The 15151-nt window shown below is 64.4% G+C and carries 15 protein-coding genes; 3 read left to right on the top strand and 12 right to left on the bottom strand.

Annotation, left to right across the window (positions count from 1 at the left end; translation table 11 throughout):
* Positions 1-18: 18 nt before the first annotated feature.
* Both ACIBG0_RS01645 and ACIBG0_RS01640 read right to left on the bottom strand, forming a co-directional pair.
* Complete coding sequence (locus tag ACIBG0_RS01645) at positions 19-417, bottom strand: nuclear transport factor 2 family protein (protein ID WP_397028260.1); 399 nt, start codon at positions 415-417, stop codon at positions 19-21.
* Between the two features lie 42 nt (positions 418-459).
* Complete coding sequence (locus ACIBG0_RS01640) at positions 460-2091, bottom strand: flavin-containing monooxygenase (RefSeq protein WP_397028258.1); 1632 nt, start codon at positions 2089-2091, stop codon at positions 460-462.
* Between the two features lie 196 nt (positions 2092-2287).
* Here ACIBG0_RS01640 and ACIBG0_RS01635 point away from each other — a divergent pair, with 196 nt between their 5' ends.
* Both ACIBG0_RS01635 and ACIBG0_RS01630 read left to right on the top strand, forming a co-directional pair.
* Positions 2288-2668 (top strand): carboxymuconolactone decarboxylase family protein, encoded by a 381-nt coding sequence (locus tag ACIBG0_RS01635; protein WP_364342383.1) that lies wholly within the window; start codon positions 2288-2290, stop codon positions 2666-2668.
* 39 nt (positions 2669-2707) lie between these two features.
* Entirely contained in the window at positions 2708-3445 is a 738-nt protein-coding gene (locus tag ACIBG0_RS01630) for an SDR family NAD(P)-dependent oxidoreductase (protein ID WP_397028256.1), read from the top strand.
* A gap of 456 nt (positions 3446-3901) precedes the next feature.
* Here ACIBG0_RS01630 and ACIBG0_RS01625 read toward each other — a convergent pair whose 3' ends face one another.
* The 10 genes from ACIBG0_RS01625 to ACIBG0_RS01580 form a co-directional block, all read right to left on the bottom strand.
* Entirely contained in the window at positions 3902-4477 is a 576-nt protein-coding gene (locus ACIBG0_RS01625; RefSeq protein WP_397028254.1) for an amidohydrolase family protein, read from the bottom strand.
* 21 nt (positions 4478-4498) lie between these two features.
* Positions 4499-4675 carry a hypothetical protein gene (locus tag ACIBG0_RS01620; RefSeq protein ID WP_397030255.1) on the bottom strand — a complete coding sequence of 59 codons (177 nt, stop codon included), beginning with the start codon at positions 4673-4675 and terminating at the stop codon, positions 4499-4501.
* A 61-nt stretch (positions 4676-4736) separates the two neighbouring features.
* Entirely contained in the window at positions 4737-5954 is a 1218-nt protein-coding gene (locus ACIBG0_RS01615) for a cytochrome P450 (protein ID WP_397028252.1), read from the bottom strand.
* 25 nt (positions 5955-5979) lie between these two features.
* The gene (locus ACIBG0_RS01610) at positions 5980-6174 is read right to left on the bottom strand and encodes a ferredoxin (protein WP_397028250.1); all 195 of its coding nucleotides are present in this window, start codon (positions 6172-6174) and stop codon (positions 5980-5982) included.
* 47 nt (positions 6175-6221) lie between these two features.
* Positions 6222-7418 carry an NAD(P)/FAD-dependent oxidoreductase gene (locus ACIBG0_RS01605; RefSeq protein WP_397028249.1) on the bottom strand — a complete coding sequence of 399 codons (1197 nt, stop codon included), beginning with the start codon at positions 7416-7418 and terminating at the stop codon, positions 6222-6224.
* A gap of 153 nt (positions 7419-7571) precedes the next feature.
* Positions 7572-8402 carry an SDR family oxidoreductase gene (locus tag ACIBG0_RS01600; protein ID WP_397028247.1) on the bottom strand — a complete coding sequence of 277 codons (831 nt, stop codon included), beginning with the start codon at positions 8400-8402 and terminating at the stop codon, positions 7572-7574.
* A gap of 150 nt (positions 8403-8552) precedes the next feature.
* Positions 8553-10076: a long-chain fatty acid--CoA ligase gene (locus ACIBG0_RS01595; RefSeq protein WP_397028245.1), complete on the bottom strand. Its 1524-nt coding sequence runs from the start codon at positions 10074-10076 to the stop codon at positions 8553-8555.
* A 101-nt stretch (positions 10077-10177) separates the two neighbouring features.
* Positions 10178-10930 carry an SDR family NAD(P)-dependent oxidoreductase gene (locus ACIBG0_RS01590; RefSeq protein ID WP_397028244.1) on the bottom strand — a complete coding sequence of 251 codons (753 nt, stop codon included), beginning with the start codon at positions 10928-10930 and terminating at the stop codon, positions 10178-10180.
* Positions 10931-11097: 167 nt separating this feature from the next.
* A complete protein-coding gene (locus ACIBG0_RS01585) occupies positions 11098-11751 on the bottom strand; it encodes a TetR family transcriptional regulator (protein WP_397028242.1) in 654 nt (217 codons plus the stop codon).
* A 78-nt stretch (positions 11752-11829) separates the two neighbouring features.
* Positions 11830-13827 (bottom strand): pyruvate dehydrogenase complex E1 component subunit beta, encoded by a 1998-nt coding sequence (locus ACIBG0_RS01580; protein ID WP_397028240.1) that lies wholly within the window; start codon positions 13825-13827, stop codon positions 11830-11832.
* 134 nt (positions 13828-13961) lie between these two features.
* Here ACIBG0_RS01580 and ACIBG0_RS01575 point away from each other — a divergent pair, with 134 nt between their 5' ends.
* On the top strand, positions 13962-15122 hold the full coding sequence (locus ACIBG0_RS01575) for an acyl-CoA dehydrogenase family protein (RefSeq protein WP_397028239.1): 1161 nt from the start codon (positions 13962-13964) through the stop codon (positions 15120-15122).
* Positions 15123-15151: the final 29 nt, after the last annotated feature.

Here is a 15151-nt window from a genome sequence, read left to right as displayed (position 1 = left end):
CTGGTGGATTCAGCGCTGCTAGGTCAGGTATGTCGTCTTGCGGTGCTGGAACAGCCAGGCGCCGTCGCTGTGGCGCAGCGTGTCCTCATATCGACCGACGACCTGCACCGCCCACCCCGTGTCACCGCGCTGGAAGAACGCCACGTCACTGACGGCCGTCGCCTCGTCCGCGCTCACCGCGGTGATCAAGGTGTTGGCCACGAGGTGGCGCTGCGGTGCCGTCGGTGCCCAGCCTTCGAATGCCGCCCGCAATGCGTCGTGACCGCTGATCGGGTCCATGCCCGGAATCTCTAGCACCCCGTCGGACGCGTACAGGGCCACGATTTCATCGGCCTGCCCCGCATCCTGGGCCTGGGTATGGGCGCCGATCGCCGCACGGACACCGGCCGCGATCCCGGCTTCGTTGGATTCGCTCATTTTCTCTCCATCGTTGAACGCGAATTGTCTGCTCGATCGCTATTACGCGGCCGCTTCCTCGACCTTGGACAAGATGAATGCCGAGTAATCGTTCGCGGCGAGTTCGGCGATCAGCCGCTGCAGGTTGGGCCGCCCGGTCGGATTCAGCAGCTGCTTGACCGCCTTGCCGGGAATGTTCGACCCGAAGAAGTAGCTGCTCTCCAAGAACAGCGATCCGCTGCCGTTCACCGTTTCGGTCCACTCCGCCTCCGCGGCGGGGTCCACCTCGATCACTTCGTAACCGTTGTCGCGCGCGTGGACCAGCGCCCCGATGACGCAGTCCACCTGGTCACCGGCGTAGCGCGGATTGTTGCCGAGTGCGCCGTGCGGTCCGCCGGGGAAGAAGAAGTTCGGGAAACCCGCCGTCGCGACGCCCAGGTAGGTATTGGGCCCTTCCGCCCAATAGTCCTCGAGCGCAAGACCATTGCGGCCGCGGACGCCGAGCCGATTGAGCGCACCGGTACCGAAGTCGTAGCCGGTCGCCCAGATGATGATGTCGAACTCACGTAGGCCTTCGGCCGTCTCGATTCCGGTCTCGGTAATACGGATGATCGGAGTCTGTTTGAGCGCGACGAGCGAAACGTTCGGTTTGTTGTAGGCCTCGAAGTAGCCGGTCACGAAGGGTGGACGCCGACCGGCGTAGATGTGGTCCTGCGGGATGAGCTTCTCGGCGGTCTCGGGATCGGTGACGATGCCGCGAATCTTGTTCGCGATGAATTCGCAGAATTCCTTATTCACTTCGGGGTTGGTCGTGAAGTCGATGTAGTTTTCGGTCAACTTCGTGAAGCCTGGGCTGTTCCACATCTTTTCGAAGAAGGCCTGCCGCTGTTCGGCCGTATCGTCGGTGGAAAAGCGGCTGGGCAGGTCATGCAGGAATCCGCTCGGCGAGGTGTTCAGCGTCTCGCGGATGCGTTCGAAGTCGGCCTTGATCTCGGCCCGTTCCCGCGGGGTGAGCGGCGCGTTGTTCAGCGGCGTGCACCAGTCCGGAGTCCGCTGGTACACCGTCAACGCGGCGACCTGGTCGGCGATGGCCGGAACGATCTGCACGCCACTGGATCCGGTGCCGATGATGGCGACGCGCTTGCCGGTGAAATCGACCGGAGTCTTGGGCCAGCGGCCGGTGTGATGCTGTTGGCCGCCGAAGCTCTCGCGTCCGGGCACCTCCGGGATGAACGGCACCGAGAGCACACCGGTCGCGGCGATGAGGAAGCGCGCGTGATGCTCGGCGCCGTCGTCGGTGCGCACCGTCCATATCCCGGCCGACTCGTCGAATTCCGCGGCGATCACCCGAGCGCCGAATCGAATGTGGCGGCGCAGATCGAATCGGTCGACCACGAAGTTGAAGTAGCGTTCGTTCTCCGGCTGGCCGGTGAACCGCTCCGACCACTCCCACTCTTCCCACAGTTCCTTGGAGAACAGGTAGCCGTAGGTGTAGCTCTCGGAGTCGAAACGCGCCTCTGGATAGCGGTTCCAGTACCAGGTCCCGCCGACGCCGTCGCCCGCCTCGAGCAGTTCGACCGTGAAGCCCTCCGCGCGGGCGCGGTACAGCTGATAGATACCCGTCACGCCCGCGCCGACCACCAGGACGTCGACGGCGTCGGACGTCGTACCAGCGGCGTTCGCCGATCCACTCATACGTTCTCCAATTCTCGAATGGGTCGCCTGCTGTACGACGCCAAAGATGTTTCGACCGGTCGGTCTATGACGTTGGTCACGAGACTAGAGGCGAATCCGAGCGGAATCAACAGCCTCGCCAGCATTGATTGTACCGACCGATTGTTCTAAGATTGCCGACAACCTGTAGCACCACAGAATGCGATGGGAGTCGCTGATGACAACCAAGGACACCGACTTGCGTACCGAGGGCCTCGCGGTGATGCGCGCGGCCCTACCCGGCGTCTTTCCCGAGGGCGATATCGACCTGCGTGACGGCCAGATCGGCGAGGACCTCGTCGAGATCGGTCTGGTCAGCGTCTGGGCCCAGCTGTGGGGCCGAGAGGGGCTCACGCCACGCGATCGCAGCCTGGTCACCCTCGGCATCCTGATCGCACTCGGAGCCGAGAACGAATTCGGCCACCACGTCCGAATCGGCTTGACCAACGGACTTACCAAGGACGAGATCGCCGAGGTCATCTACCACTCCAGCGGCTATGCCGGGTTCCCGCGCGCGACTGCGGCACGTACCGCCGCCCGGGCCGCACTGGGTGAATAGCCCAGCCCGGCAACCGATTTCGACGCAAAGGAACGAAAAATGTCACTTGCAGGCAAGATCGCCGTCGTCACCGGCGGCGGTAGCGGGATCGGCAAGTCGATCGCGACGGTACTCGCGGCCAAAGGCGCCGCGGTCGCGATCTGGGATCTGAACCTCGAAAACGCCGAGAAGACCGCCGCCGCGATCCGCGAGGCGGCCGGTACAGCCATCGCGGTGGCGGGCGACGCGGCGAATGCCGACGCCATCGCCGAGTCGGCAGCCCGCACCCACGCCGAGCTCGGACCCGTCACCGTGCTGGTCAACAATGCCGGAATCACCACATACGAGCCCTTCACGAGCTTGGCCGAGGAATCCTGGGATCGGATGATCGGGATCAATCTCAAGGGTCCCTTCCTGGTCACGAAGGCGCTGATCCCCGACATGCTCGCGGCCGGATGGGGCCGGATCATCAATATCTCCTCATCATCCGCGCAGACCGGAGCCCCGGGCATGGCCCACTACGCGGCATCCAAGGGTGGCGTGATCGGCCTGACGAAGGCGCTTGCGGTCGAGTTCATCGAACAGGGAATCACGGTCAACCACGTGCCGCCCGGATTCATCGACACCCCGCTGACCCGCCAGACCATCGATGTGGAAGCGGCGGCGGCGCATATGCCGATGAAGCGGGCCGGGCAACCGGAGGACATCGGCCACGCGGTCGCCTACCTCGCCTCCGACGAAGCCGGTTACGTCACGGGACAAACGCTCAGCGTGAACGGCGGACGCTACCTGTTCTGACAGCTCGACCCGCCGATGAAGCCGGGTTCGCTTCCCCCTCCAGCTGGGAGTGCTCGACACTCCTGCTCGCCGGCAAGGGCGCCATGGTGGTTCCCGAATGGCGTGGATCTGTCGGCGAATCCGGCCGACGCGGGTCAACTGACAACGCGACGTGCCTGGAGTGGCCACGCTCCGGGCATGCGAGCGCGGGTCAGACGCCCTCGGGAACCTCCGCGAGCTTTGGACTTGTCGAAGCCGACGATATCGGCGAGGGTGCCGCCCAGGATGGCCGCGCGATCGTCATCGGGAACCTTTCGAAATTCTCGGCAATGCATTCGGCGCTGCCGCGGAAAGTCCCTCGGCGTGCGGGTAGTCGTTGCCCCACATGATCGTTGACAACCCGGTGATGTGACGGGCCTTGACGGCGGTCGGGTCATCGGCGAACTGGACGTGGATCTGGCGCTGTACGTATTCACTTCAGCGGCCATGGCATTTGGCATTGCAGCCATCCCATGGTCGGCTGATCCTTCGGTGAGCGGGTGTCGTCCCGAGCCACCAGTCCGGGTCCTGTCCGGTGCCCGACCGCCACGAGCGGTCCATCACGCCCAGAGACGAGACGGGCCAGCCCGCGCTGCACTCAACCAGGTCGAAGTGCAGATTCGGAATGCGTTCACACACGCCAGCGCCGACCAGATCGGCGATGATGCCCTGTGGAATCGCCGAGGCGGTATTGCCGACGCGCATGGTCGGGCCCGCCACCATGTCATCGGTGAGCTGCCCCTTGCCTATATTGACCGCCATCATCGGCCCCTTGACGGTGACCGCCGTTCCGAGGTTTCTCGTTGACCGAACCCCGCCGGTGACGACATGGAAGAACACCGGCATGCCGTTGGCCTGCGCGGCCGCCCAAATCGGGTCGTAATGCCGCGACCAGCACAGCACCGGCGGAAGCTCCGGCAGCAGGATGGTCCCGAGTCCGGCGCGGGCACAGCGTTCGATCTCGGCGACCGCGTCCGGAACATCGGTGACGGGGATGGCGGCGGTCGGGCGCATGCGGTCCTTGGACTCGACCCGCTACCCTTCGTCGACGATCGGGCGTTGATTGACGCAATTGCCTTGATTCGAGCGGGCGAATTTGCGCAACCGGTAGCTCTTGCGGGTGCCATTGTCTGGATCGTAGCTAGCGCCCGGCAATGGAATCGTTGTCGACGCGCGCGCCATCGACAATTCGTGGTCGTCGGTGAACAGCACGAAGCGACGGAGCCGGGAACATCGCGGCGGCATCGACGCCGTCGAATGAGGATACTGTTCGCTACCAGGCAATAGGCAGTTCGTAGATGCCGTAGGCGAGCGAATCACCCTTGAACCGCAGCTGATCGAAGTCGACGCCCAGCCGCAGCCTCGGGATACGGCGGTAGAGGGTACCGAATACGACCTCGAGTTCGATGCGCGCGAGCTGCTGGCCGATGCACTGGTGCGGGCCCCAGCCGAACGCGTGATGATGACGCGCCTCGCGCCGCAGATCGAGCTTCTCGGGCTCGGGGAAGGCCTTCGGGTCGAAGTTGGCCGCGGGCAACGAACTGATGATGCCCTCCCCCGCTCGGATCGTGTGGCCTTCGACCTCGATATCTTCGGTGGCGATGCGCCGCTGCAGCAGATGCGGGATGGTCAGATAGCGCAGCAATTCCTCGACCGCGCCCGCGATGACCTTCTTATCCTCGGTTTCGCGCAGCAGCGCCAGCTGATCCGGATTCTGCAGCAGTAGCGCGGTCGCGAGCGTGATCATATTCGCGCTGGTCTCGTGACCGGCGATGAGCATGATCATGCTCATGATGGTGGCGCCGGGCATATCCAGCTCGCCCGCCTTGACCCGGGTCGCGAGGTCGGAGACCACGTCCTCTTCAGGGTTTTCCATCTTGGCCACGATCAGCTTGCCCAGATAGGCGCCGAGCGCCGCATTCGAGGCGTTGTTCTCCTCGGGGGTCACCTCCCGACCATTGGTGATCTTGGCGTGTTCCTCGAAGAAGTCGTGATCCTCATACGGCACACCGAGCAGCTCACAGATCATCAGCGACGGCAGCGGCAGCGAGAGCGCCTCCACCAGATCGGTCGGATTCGGGCCAGCCAGCATCTTATCGATGAGTTCGTCGGTTACCCGCTGGATCGCCGGGCGAACCTTCTCCATCCGCCCGCGGGTGAACGAGTTCGTCAGCATCCGGCGCAACCGCGCATGCTCGGCGCCGTCGGTGTCGAACAGCGTCTTGGGCCGGTCGTGGATCGTCTCCGCGATGGCCGGGGTCATATACGGAAATCCGGGTAGATGGTCGTTGGCGCTGACCCGCGGATCGGCCATGACCTGTCGCTGAGCGGCATGCGAGGCGATGAGCCATGGAGTCCGGCCATCCCAGGTGCGCACCCGCGACAGCGGCAGACCGGCGGTGTGCAGTTCGCGCAATTCCGGCGGCGGAAGGAAGGGGCACTTGGCATCTCGCGGCGTCGGGTACTCGGGGATATCCACGGTCTCGGCCATGATCGGCTCTCCTTGGGTCGACATTTCATTCCTCGATGGAGATCGCCATCGCGGGACAGACGGCCGCCGCCTGACGGACGTCCTCGGCCTGGTCGGCCGACGGGTGTTCGTTCAGCAGCACCACGATGCCGTCCTCGTCGCGCTGGTCGAACACCTCGGCAGCGGCGGCGACACATTGTCCGGCCGCGACGCACTTGTCTTCGTCGATGACAACCTTCATCGAGTCTCTCCTGGTCTTTTGGTGAATTGGACTGGGGCTGAAGGCAATCAGGGCGCAGCGCTGGTGGCCGCCGGACTCGCGAGCGCATCGACGATGTCCTGTCGGCGCAGGCGAGTCTGTTTGGGCATATTCCAGCCGAGGACGCCGGTGACGACACCCGCATCGCGGTAGCGCGCGACGAACCTTCCGCCGGCCGGGTCACCGTCGACGATGTCGACCTCGGCGCCGATGGGAAGCCTGCCGTGCACTTGGATCTTCACGTCGAATTGATCGGTCCAGAAGTAGGGCACCGGCACGTATGGCTGGTCCTCCCCCATGATCACCCCCGCGACGGCCGCGGCCTGCTCGGTGGCATTGGTCCGGTTCTCCAGGCGGATCATCTCGCCGAATAGCTCGTGATGCCACCGCGCAAGATCACCGACGGCGTAGATACCCTCGGCGGCGCGGCAGCGGGAATCGCAGACCACACCGTTATCCAGCCGCAGCCCACTGTCTTTCAGCCAGTCGGTTGCCGGGGCCGCGCCGATCGCGACCACCACCACATCGGCGGGCAGCACCTCGCCGGTGCCGAGCCGCACGCCGGTAACCCGGCCGTCCACGCCGTCCAGGCCGATGACACCGGTGCCGAGCCGCAGTCGCACACCGCGCTCGGTGTGCAAGTCCGCCAACAGTTTCGACACCATGGGCCCGACCTGCACAGCCATGGGGGCCGGCTGCGGGCCGGTCATGGTCACGTCCAACCCGAGCGTACGTGCGGTGGCGGCGATTTCGGCACCGAGGACGCCCTCGCCGACGACGACCAATCGCGAGCCGATCAGTAGATCCGCCCGAAGCGCCAGTGCGTCGTCGAGTGTGCGCAATACGTGCACGCCGGTCAGGCCGTCCTGGCCGGGCAACGTGCGCGCACGCATTCCCGTGGAAAGTACGACCGCCTCCGCCCGCAATTCGTGCCCGGTAGCAGTGCGCACGGTTCGGGTCGTCGGATCCAATCCCGTCGCCGCGGCCCCGAGTACGAATTCGGCATCCAACGCCGCCAGCATCTCCTGTTTGCGCAGCGCGGCCCGGTCCGGCTCCCACACACCAGAAAGCACCTGCTTGGACAGCGGCGGCCGATCGTAGGGCGCATGCGGCTCATCGCCGAGCACTGTTATCGCACCATGAAAACCCTTGCGCCGCAGTGATTCGACCGTCGACAGTCCGGCCGCCGACGCACCGACTACCAGCACACCGTCCGGCGCGGTCACGCGACTACCTCGCGAACAAACCTCATCTACGACTCCGTTCGACTGCCTCGTGCCAGGCAATAATCGAATGTTAGACCTATCGGTCGGTACAATCAATACCAGCAATACGGACCGGACTCGGCTATGAGTGGCCGAGCCCGATAAAGAGTGAACCTATTTCTCGGCCGCGACCTGCACAGCGGCATACGCGCCGCCGTCGACGAGCAGGTCGATGCCATTGAGGAAGCTGGCTTGGTCGGACAGCGCGAAGGCGACTACCGCGGCCACCTCACCCGATTTGCCCATCCGCCGCAGCGGCGTGCCCTCGACCAGCCTGCCCATGATCGGATGCTTTTCGGCTTCCTGTTTGCCCTGCGGAGTGGCGATAATGCCCGGCGATACCGAACAGATGCGCGCGCCGGCCGGACCGAGGCGCAGCGCCTCCTGCCGAACGAACCTGTGCACACCGCGCTTGGCCCAGCTGTAGGCGATGCCGGTGTTCTCGATGGATCCACCGAGCGTCTCGCGCAAGCGCTCCAGGAACTTCTTGTCGAGCGGCTCGTCCAGGATCGCCAATGCGGCGGGGTCGGGAACGCTGGGATCGAGCAGCGGCGACATGGACGCGAAGCACACCAGCGCTGTGCCGATCGTGGCGAGCGGCCGTAGCGCCTCGACCAGCCGAGCCGTGCCGATCAGGTCGACTTCGAAGATCCGGCGCCAATCCGCCATGCTCGGTGAGATGCCCGCCGCGTGCGCGACCGCACGCAGTGTGCCGAGTTCGCTTGTGCGCGCCCCGAGTCGGGCCAACCCGTCGACGTCGGTGATATCGAGGACGAACGGTTCGACGCTCGCGCGCCCGGCCTGGTCCAGTTCCTCGGCCGCCGCGGTCACCGTCGCCTCGTCTCGGTCGACGAGCAGCAGCACGTCCACCATGTCCACCATGCGCTGCGCACATGAATTGCCCATGCCCCGGCCTGCGCCGGTCGCGATACCTACTGTCGTCATCCGATCCTCCTGTTGTCGGCGCAGGGCTGGCCAACAGCCCTCGATGCGGAGTGTGCCACTTCGGTAACTCAGTTGAGCGTATGACGGTATCGCTGATTACGAATCAGGAGAGCAAGGTTCTCGCATGGAAATCGCGGCGACTGTATGCGCTCAGGCGGTCCCATCGCGCAATACGCGTTTGAGCACCTTCCCGGAGGGGGTTCTCGGCAAGGTGTCGATGCGCTCGATCTCCGCGGGCACTTTGTATTTGGCCAGGCGGGTGCGACAGAAATCTTTGAGCGCCTCGGCGTCGAAGCGGCTACCGGCGCGCAGCACCACGAAAGCCTTCGGCACCTCGCCCCAGCGCGGGTGGGGTATGCCGACGACCGCCGCCTCGACGACATCCGGATTCTCGTAGAGCACCCGCTCGACCTCCGGGGTGGCGATATTCTCCCCACCCGAGACGATCATGTCCTTCTTGCGGTCCTCGATGTAGAGGTAGCCGTCTTCATCGAGGCGGCCGATATCGCCGGTGTGGAACCATCCGTTGCGCAGGGCCGAGCGGGTGGCCGCCTCGTCACGCCAGTAGCCCGACGTCACCTTGGGCCCGCGGATGACGATCTCACCGAGTTGTCCGGCCGGAACACGGGTACCGCGCTCGTCGACAATGGCGACCTCGACATCGGCCACCGGCCGCCCGACCGAGCCGACCTTCGATCGCATGTGCTCGGCATCGTTGACGGTATCGCCGGAGACGGTTTCGGTCAGACCGTACGCGTCGGCGAACCAGACACCCGGAAACGCATCGGCGATCCGGTCGAGCAAGGGAATCGGCATCTTCTCGCCACCGCCGGTGATGAAGCGAATCGATGAGGTGTCGCGATCGGCGATATCGGGCAGTTGCAGTAGGGCATTCATCATCGACGGTGCCAGCCAGACATTGGTCGGGCGCAGCCGTTCGATCGCGTCCATGACCGCGGCGGCGTCGAAACGGCGAATCAGACTGAGCCGCCCACCCGCGTGGAAGGTGGCCAGACCCGGCAGATCCATTCCGCCTACATGGTAGAGCGGGCCGCACACCAGGGTGTTATCCGCGGGGGTCAGCGAGAACTCAAGGATATGCGCGAGATTCTTCCAGGTCAGGTTCTGGTGGGAGATCATTACGCCCTTCGGGCGCGAGGTCGTGCCCGATGTGTACATAAGTCGTTGCAGCGCATCGGCTTCCACATCGACCACGTCCGTCGTCCGGCCGATATTCGGTCCGACCAGTGCGTCGTATTCCAGCCATGACGAATCAGGTGCGGCATCGAGCGTCACGCGGTGGCGCAGCTGCGGCAACGAGGGGACCAATGCGTCGATGGTCGTGGTGAACTCCGACTCCGTCACGATGGCACCGGCATTCGAATGCTCGATAATGTACTGCCATTCCGCCGGGGACAACCGATAGTTGAGCGGCATGATCGCGGCGCCGATGTGATTGGCAGCGAGCATGGTTTCGACGAATTCAGTGCGGTTGTACAGCAGCACGGCGACGATATCGCCCGGTGCGACTCCCAGCTCACGCAGTGCGAGCGCCAGCGCGTGCACTCGGGCGCGCAACTCGGCGTAGGTCAGGGCCCGATCGCCTTCGGACAGTGCGATTTCGGCTGCGTATTGTTGCGCGTTCCGGTCGAATACGGCGGCGAAGTTGAACATTCACGGGCCTTCGCTGTGAAGAGGAAGCTGAAAGTTTTCTGTACCGGTCAGACTAATCAACTGCGGCCCGGCAGACAACCATGTGCGGCGGTTTCGCCACATCACGGCAAGGAGTAGCCGCCGTCGACGACAAGGGACTGCCCGGTGACCCAACGCGATTCATCGCTGGCGAGATAGACGACCGCGCCGGTGATGTCGGCGGGCGCACCGAATCCGAGCGGATGCTTGGCCTCGATCGCATTCATCGCTTCGGCGGGCAGGCCCTCGTGCACGGCCGTCGGAAACGTGCCGGGGCAGACTGCGTTGACCCGAATTCCCTCCTTGGCGTATTCGAGTGCGGCGACGCGGGTCAGGTGGATCACCCCGGCCTTCGAGGCGCAGTAGGGCGCGGCATACGCCCAAGCGGTCAGCCCGCTGACGGAGGCGATATTGACGATGGAGACATTCGCCTTCTTGCGCAGTGCCCGAGCGACGGCACGGATGCCGTGGAAGGTGCCGGTCAAGTTGACCGACATCGTGCGCTGCCAGTCCTCGGTGGACAGATGGTGGATGCGGGCGTTCGGCGAGACGATGCCCGCGGTGTTCACCAGCACATCGACGGTGCCGCTGCGCTCGACGGCGGAGCGGATGAGCGCGTCGAATTCGTCACCGTCGGCGACGTCCAGCCGTTCGGTTGCCACGGCAATTCCCTTGGTGCGCAAGGTATCCGCCAGCGACGCCATGGCATCGACATCGAGATCGGCGAGCACGAGATCACGAACCCCCTCTTCGGCGCAGCGCAGCGCGACCGCCGAGCCGAGCGCGCCACCCGCGCCGGTTACCACCGCGGTCTTGCCTTCGAGCCTCGAACCCATGTCGGCCTCCCGTGTCGGGGACGGTTAATTAATTAGAACACTCGGTATACAAAACCAAAACCGCAATTCTGTCAAGGTCTCGCCTGCCGACCTTGGAAACGCCGAACGCCGCGTCGGACAACACACGGTTGTCGAACGCGGCGTTCGGATCGATCAGATGCCAGGCGCTAAGTCGCCACTGTCTGCGCCTCGACCTGCGCCTCCAGCGCCTCGAGATCACATTCGCCGTCGGCGAAACCATTGAAGAGCGTGTGGCAGTAGGACTTCGACAGGAATTTCGCATCCCACCGCTTATCCGGATCGAGCCACTGATAGGTGCGGTTGTGCATATTGAGAAATTGCAGCATGGCCAAGGTCGGATCAGCCTTGCGCAGCGATCCGTCGGCCATCGCGTCGACCAGTAAGGACCGCACGACATTCTCGACTTCTTTGCGCTTCTCGAGCATGCGCGAAAGATTCTCGCCGGTCAGTTGGCGATAGTCGTGTTCGTACACCCAGATATGGTCCAGGCGCTCGAATATGACATTCAGCAATTCCTCGGACAACAACCGAAGTTTGACCAGCGGCGCGGCATCCAACTCCTGGATGCGCGCGGCGACGACCAACAATGGGTCGAGCACTCTGCCCTGGATTTCGACGAGCAGATTTTCTTTGGAGCCGATGTAGTAGTACAGCGCACCTTTGGCCAGGCCGACCGTGTCACCGATCTCGATGATCCCCGTCGCGGCATATCCCTTTTTCGCGAATAGCGCCGCGGCCGTATCGATGATTTCCTGCCGCTTGACCTCGTAGGCAGGTCCGTGTCCTGGTGGTCGAGCCATTTCATCCCTCCCGCGGTCGCGTGCGAACCGAGTATACGCAGAGTGAACGGTCGGTAGAAACTACCGTGTCGGTGTCGGTCACGGATGGGCGTCCAGGGATTCGCGAATCGCGGCCTCAATGCGCGCCTGGTCCGGCAGCCAGAGCTGCTCCAGCGCCGGGGTATACGGCGCAGGTGTCGGACCGGCCGTCACTCGGATCACCGGCGCGTCCAAGTACCAGAATCCCTCGCGGACCGCGCGGGCGGCCAGTTCGGCGCCGACTCCGAATTCACCCACGGCCTGATGGACAACCACCAAACGATTCGTCTTGCGCAATGAGGTCAGGACGGTATCGAAGTCCAGCGGACTAATGGTCCGCAGATCGATGACCTCGACCTCGATGCCCTCGGCGGACAGGCGGTCGGCGACGGCAAGGCAGTCGTACATCATCTTCGAATACGACACCACAGTCGCGTCCACACCAGGACGTCGCACGATCGCCTTACCAAGGGGCACAAGGTGATCCGCGGACGGCTCGGGCCCCTTCTTGCCGTACAGCAGGCGGTTCTCGATGAAGATCACCGGATTGGGGTCCTGGATCGCGGCCCGCAGCAAGCCATAGGTGTCGGCCGGAGTCGACGGCATCACCACCGTCAACCCGGGGATATGGGCGAGCAGACCCTCCAGGCTCTGGGAATGCTGACTGCCGGAGGATTTGCCCGCGCCGAACTGGGTGCGCACGACCAAGGGCATGGTCACCGCGCCGCCGGTCATGAAGCGCAATTTGGCCGCCTGGTTCATCAATTGATCCAGGCAGACACCGATGAAGTCGAAGTACATCAGTTCGACGACCGGACGGTAGCCCGCCATCGCCGCGCCCACCGCGGTCCCCATGATCGCGCTTTCGGAAATCGGGGTGTCGCGGACGCGGCCCGGGAATCGCTCGGCCAGACCGCGAGTCAAACCGTAGACATTGCCACCTTTTCCGACATCGATACCCGCCAGGAAGACGGTCGGATCTTCTTCGAGCTCGCGCGTCAGTGCATTGGTGATCGCATGCATGATCTTCAGCGTTCCACCGGTCGGGGTCGCCGGTTCCGGTATATCGGCACGTGGCATGGTGACGAAATCGCCGACCGTCTCGGCAGCGGGATACGGTGCGGCGGTGGCCTGCTCGATCGCGTGCTCGATCACGGCATCGACCTCGCGCTCGACAATAGCCAGTTGCTCGGCCAGCCCGCGCCCACGCATGGTGTCGCCGAGCAGGATCAGCGGATCGCGCTTCTTCCATTCGGCGAGTTCTTCGGCGTCCCGGTAGCTTTCGGGATCGCCCTCGTAGTGCCCGTGCCAGCGGTAGGTGGTGGCCTCGACGATCATCGGGCCCGCCCCGGCGCGCAGCCGCGCAACCAGCTCGCGCTGTAATGCCGCGACCTGCACGACATCGTTGCCGTCCACCCCGTGGTATTCGACGCCGTAACCCGCCGCGCGCTCGCGCAGGGTCGCCCGGTGCTGGTCGGCCGCCGCGGAGAATTCGGAGTAGCCGTTGTTCTCGCAGAAGAAGATGACGGGCAGGTCCCACACCGCGGCCAGGTTGACCGATTCATGGAACACGCCCTGTGCGATGGCGCCGTCGCCGAAGAAGGCGACGACCACGCCACCGCCCCGGCGCAGCTGGGCGGCGGTTCCGGCGCCGACCGCGATCGGGAGGCCCGCGCCCACAATGCCGTTCGCACCGAAGATCCCCTTGCGCGGATCCGCGATGTGCATGGACCCGCCGCGGCCCTTACAGGTGCCGGTCTCCTTGCCCATCAGCTCGGCGAACATGCCGTCGACATCGAGGCCCTTGGCAATGCAGTGGCCGTGGCCGCGATGGGTCGAAGTCACCACATCCCGGTCGTCCAGTGGCCAGCAGGCGCCGACCGCCGATGCCTCCTGGCCGATGGATAGATGTAAGAACCCCGGTATCCGGCTGTCACGGTAGAGCCGGGCGGCGTGCTCTTCGAACCGCCGAATCGTCAGCATTCTCCGGTACAGCTCGGTCAGCGTCGCCGCATTCCCCAAGTCCGTTGTCCACGAATTGGATTCAGTCATTGTCATGGATTTCTCACCGATCGGTCGACGGCCTCGCGCTCGGTGCGACTGTTGACGTGCGGCACCGACTGTCAATATTATACCGAGTGTTCGAAAAAACAAGAGTCGCTGTTGCGACCAGATGACAGGACGGACTCGCTATGGATCTAGACCTGCCAGCCGAGGCGATCGAGCTACAGAAGCTGTGCCGTGACTTCGCCGAACGGGAGATCGAGCCGTACGCCGAGTCCTGGTCGGAGCAGGAACGATTCCCGTCCGAGGTCTTCTTGAAAATGGGCGAGCTGGACCTGACCGGGTTGCTCGTCGCCCCGGAGTACGGCGGCACCGATGCCGGGTTCGTCTCCTATGTGGCCGCCATGGAAATGATCGGCGCGGCGGATCAGTCGCTGGCCGCCTGCTGGAATGCCCACTCCACCATCGCCTCACTGCCCCTGGCCACCTTCGGCACCGAGGAGCAGAAGGCCACATGGCTGACACCGCTCGCGCAGGGCACTCATATCGGCGCCTTCGGACTGACGGAACCCACCGCGGGCTCGGATGCGGCCGGAATCCGGACCACCGCTCGACGTGACGGTGCCGGATGGCTCATCAACGGCACCAAAATGTTCATCACCAATGCGGGCACCGAGATCAGCCTCGGTGTCACGATTCTCGCGGTGACCGGTACCGACGATGACGGAGCCAAAAGGTACGGAACGTTTTTCGTACCGACCGGCACACCGGGCTACTCCGTCGGCCATCCGATGAAGAAGCTGGGCTGGCATGCGATGGATTCGCGGGAGCTGATCTTCGACGATTGCTGGATCCCGGACGAGAACCTGATCGGCGATGAGGGCAACGGCTTGCGGCAGTTCCTGGATGTGCTCGACGGCGGCCGCATCAGCGTCGCCGCGCTGGCGCTGTCGCTGGCCCAAGAGGCACTCGACCTCGCGGCCACCCATGCGTCCCAGCGCGAGCAGTTCGGCAAGCCGCTCTCGGCTTTCCAGGCGGTACAGCACAAGCTCGCCGATATGGCCACCGAGGTCGAAGCGGCACGCGCGCTCGTCTATCGCGCCGCATGGCTCGCCGACGAGGGCAGGCCGTTCGGTCAGGCGGCGGCCATGGCCAAGTTGTACGCCTCCGAGGTGGCGAACCGGGCGGCCAGCGCCAGCGTCCAGATCCACGGCGGCTATGGCTATATGCGCGAGTCGAAGATCTCGCGCTTCTATGCCGATGCCAAGATCCTCGAAATCGGCGAGGGCACCAACGAGATTCAGCGCAATGTGATCGCGCGGTATGTGGTGCGCTCGTCCCGAGCATGAATGCGGTGGGTGGGCAGCCGACCACTGCC

The organism is Nocardia sp. NPDC050630, from assembly GCF_044457245.1.
In the GTDB taxonomy this organism is placed as follows: domain Bacteria; phylum Actinomycetota; class Actinomycetes; order Mycobacteriales; family Mycobacteriaceae; genus Nocardia.
The sequence above is the reverse complement of the archived record's forward strand: the minus strand, read 5'-3'. Positions and strand labels throughout refer to the sequence as shown.

Excerpts from the sequence above, each read along its gene's own strand:
- ACIBG0_RS01625 (WP_397028254.1), bottom strand. The coding sequence starts at position 4,477 with ATGCGCCCGACCGCCGCCATCCCCGTCACCGATGTTCCGGACGCGGTC.
- ACIBG0_RS01640 (WP_397028258.1), bottom strand. The coding sequence starts at position 2,091 with ATGAGTGGATCGGCGAACGCCGCTGGTACGACGTCCGACGCCGTCGAC.
- ACIBG0_RS01575 (WP_397028239.1), top strand. The coding sequence starts at position 13,962 with ATGGATCTAGACCTGCCAGCCGAGGCGATCGAGCTACAGAAGCTGTGC.
- ACIBG0_RS01610 (WP_397028250.1), bottom strand. The coding sequence starts at position 6,174 with ATGAAGGTTGTCATCGACGAAGACAAGTGCGTCGCGGCCGGACAATGT.
- ACIBG0_RS01635 (WP_364342383.1), top strand. The coding sequence starts at position 2,288 with ATGACAACCAAGGACACCGACTTGCGTACCGAGGGCCTCGCGGTGATG.
- ACIBG0_RS01645 (WP_397028260.1), bottom strand. The coding sequence starts at position 417 with ATGAGCGAATCCAACGAAGCCGGGATCGCGGCCGGTGTCCGTGCGGCG.
- ACIBG0_RS01590 (WP_397028244.1), bottom strand. The coding sequence starts at position 10,930 with ATGGGTTCGAGGCTCGAAGGCAAGACCGCGGTGGTAACCGGCGCGGGT.
- ACIBG0_RS01615 (WP_397028252.1), bottom strand. The coding sequence starts at position 5,954 with ATGGCCGAGACCGTGGATATCCCCGAGTACCCGACGCCGCGAGATGCC.
- ACIBG0_RS01585 (WP_397028242.1), bottom strand. The coding sequence starts at position 11,751 with ATGGCTCGACCACCAGGACACGGACCTGCCTACGAGGTCAAGCGGCAG.
- ACIBG0_RS01595 (WP_397028245.1), bottom strand. The coding sequence starts at position 10,076 with ATGTTCAACTTCGCCGCCGTATTCGACCGGAACGCGCAACAATACGCA.
- ACIBG0_RS01630 (WP_397028256.1), top strand. The coding sequence starts at position 2,708 with ATGTCACTTGCAGGCAAGATCGCCGTCGTCACCGGCGGCGGTAGCGGG.
- ACIBG0_RS01600 (WP_397028247.1), bottom strand. The coding sequence starts at position 8,402 with ATGACGACAGTAGGTATCGCGACCGGCGCAGGCCGGGGCATGGGCAAT.
- ACIBG0_RS01580 (WP_397028240.1), bottom strand. The coding sequence starts at position 13,827 with ATGACAATGACTGAATCCAATTCGTGGACAACGGACTTGGGGAATGCG.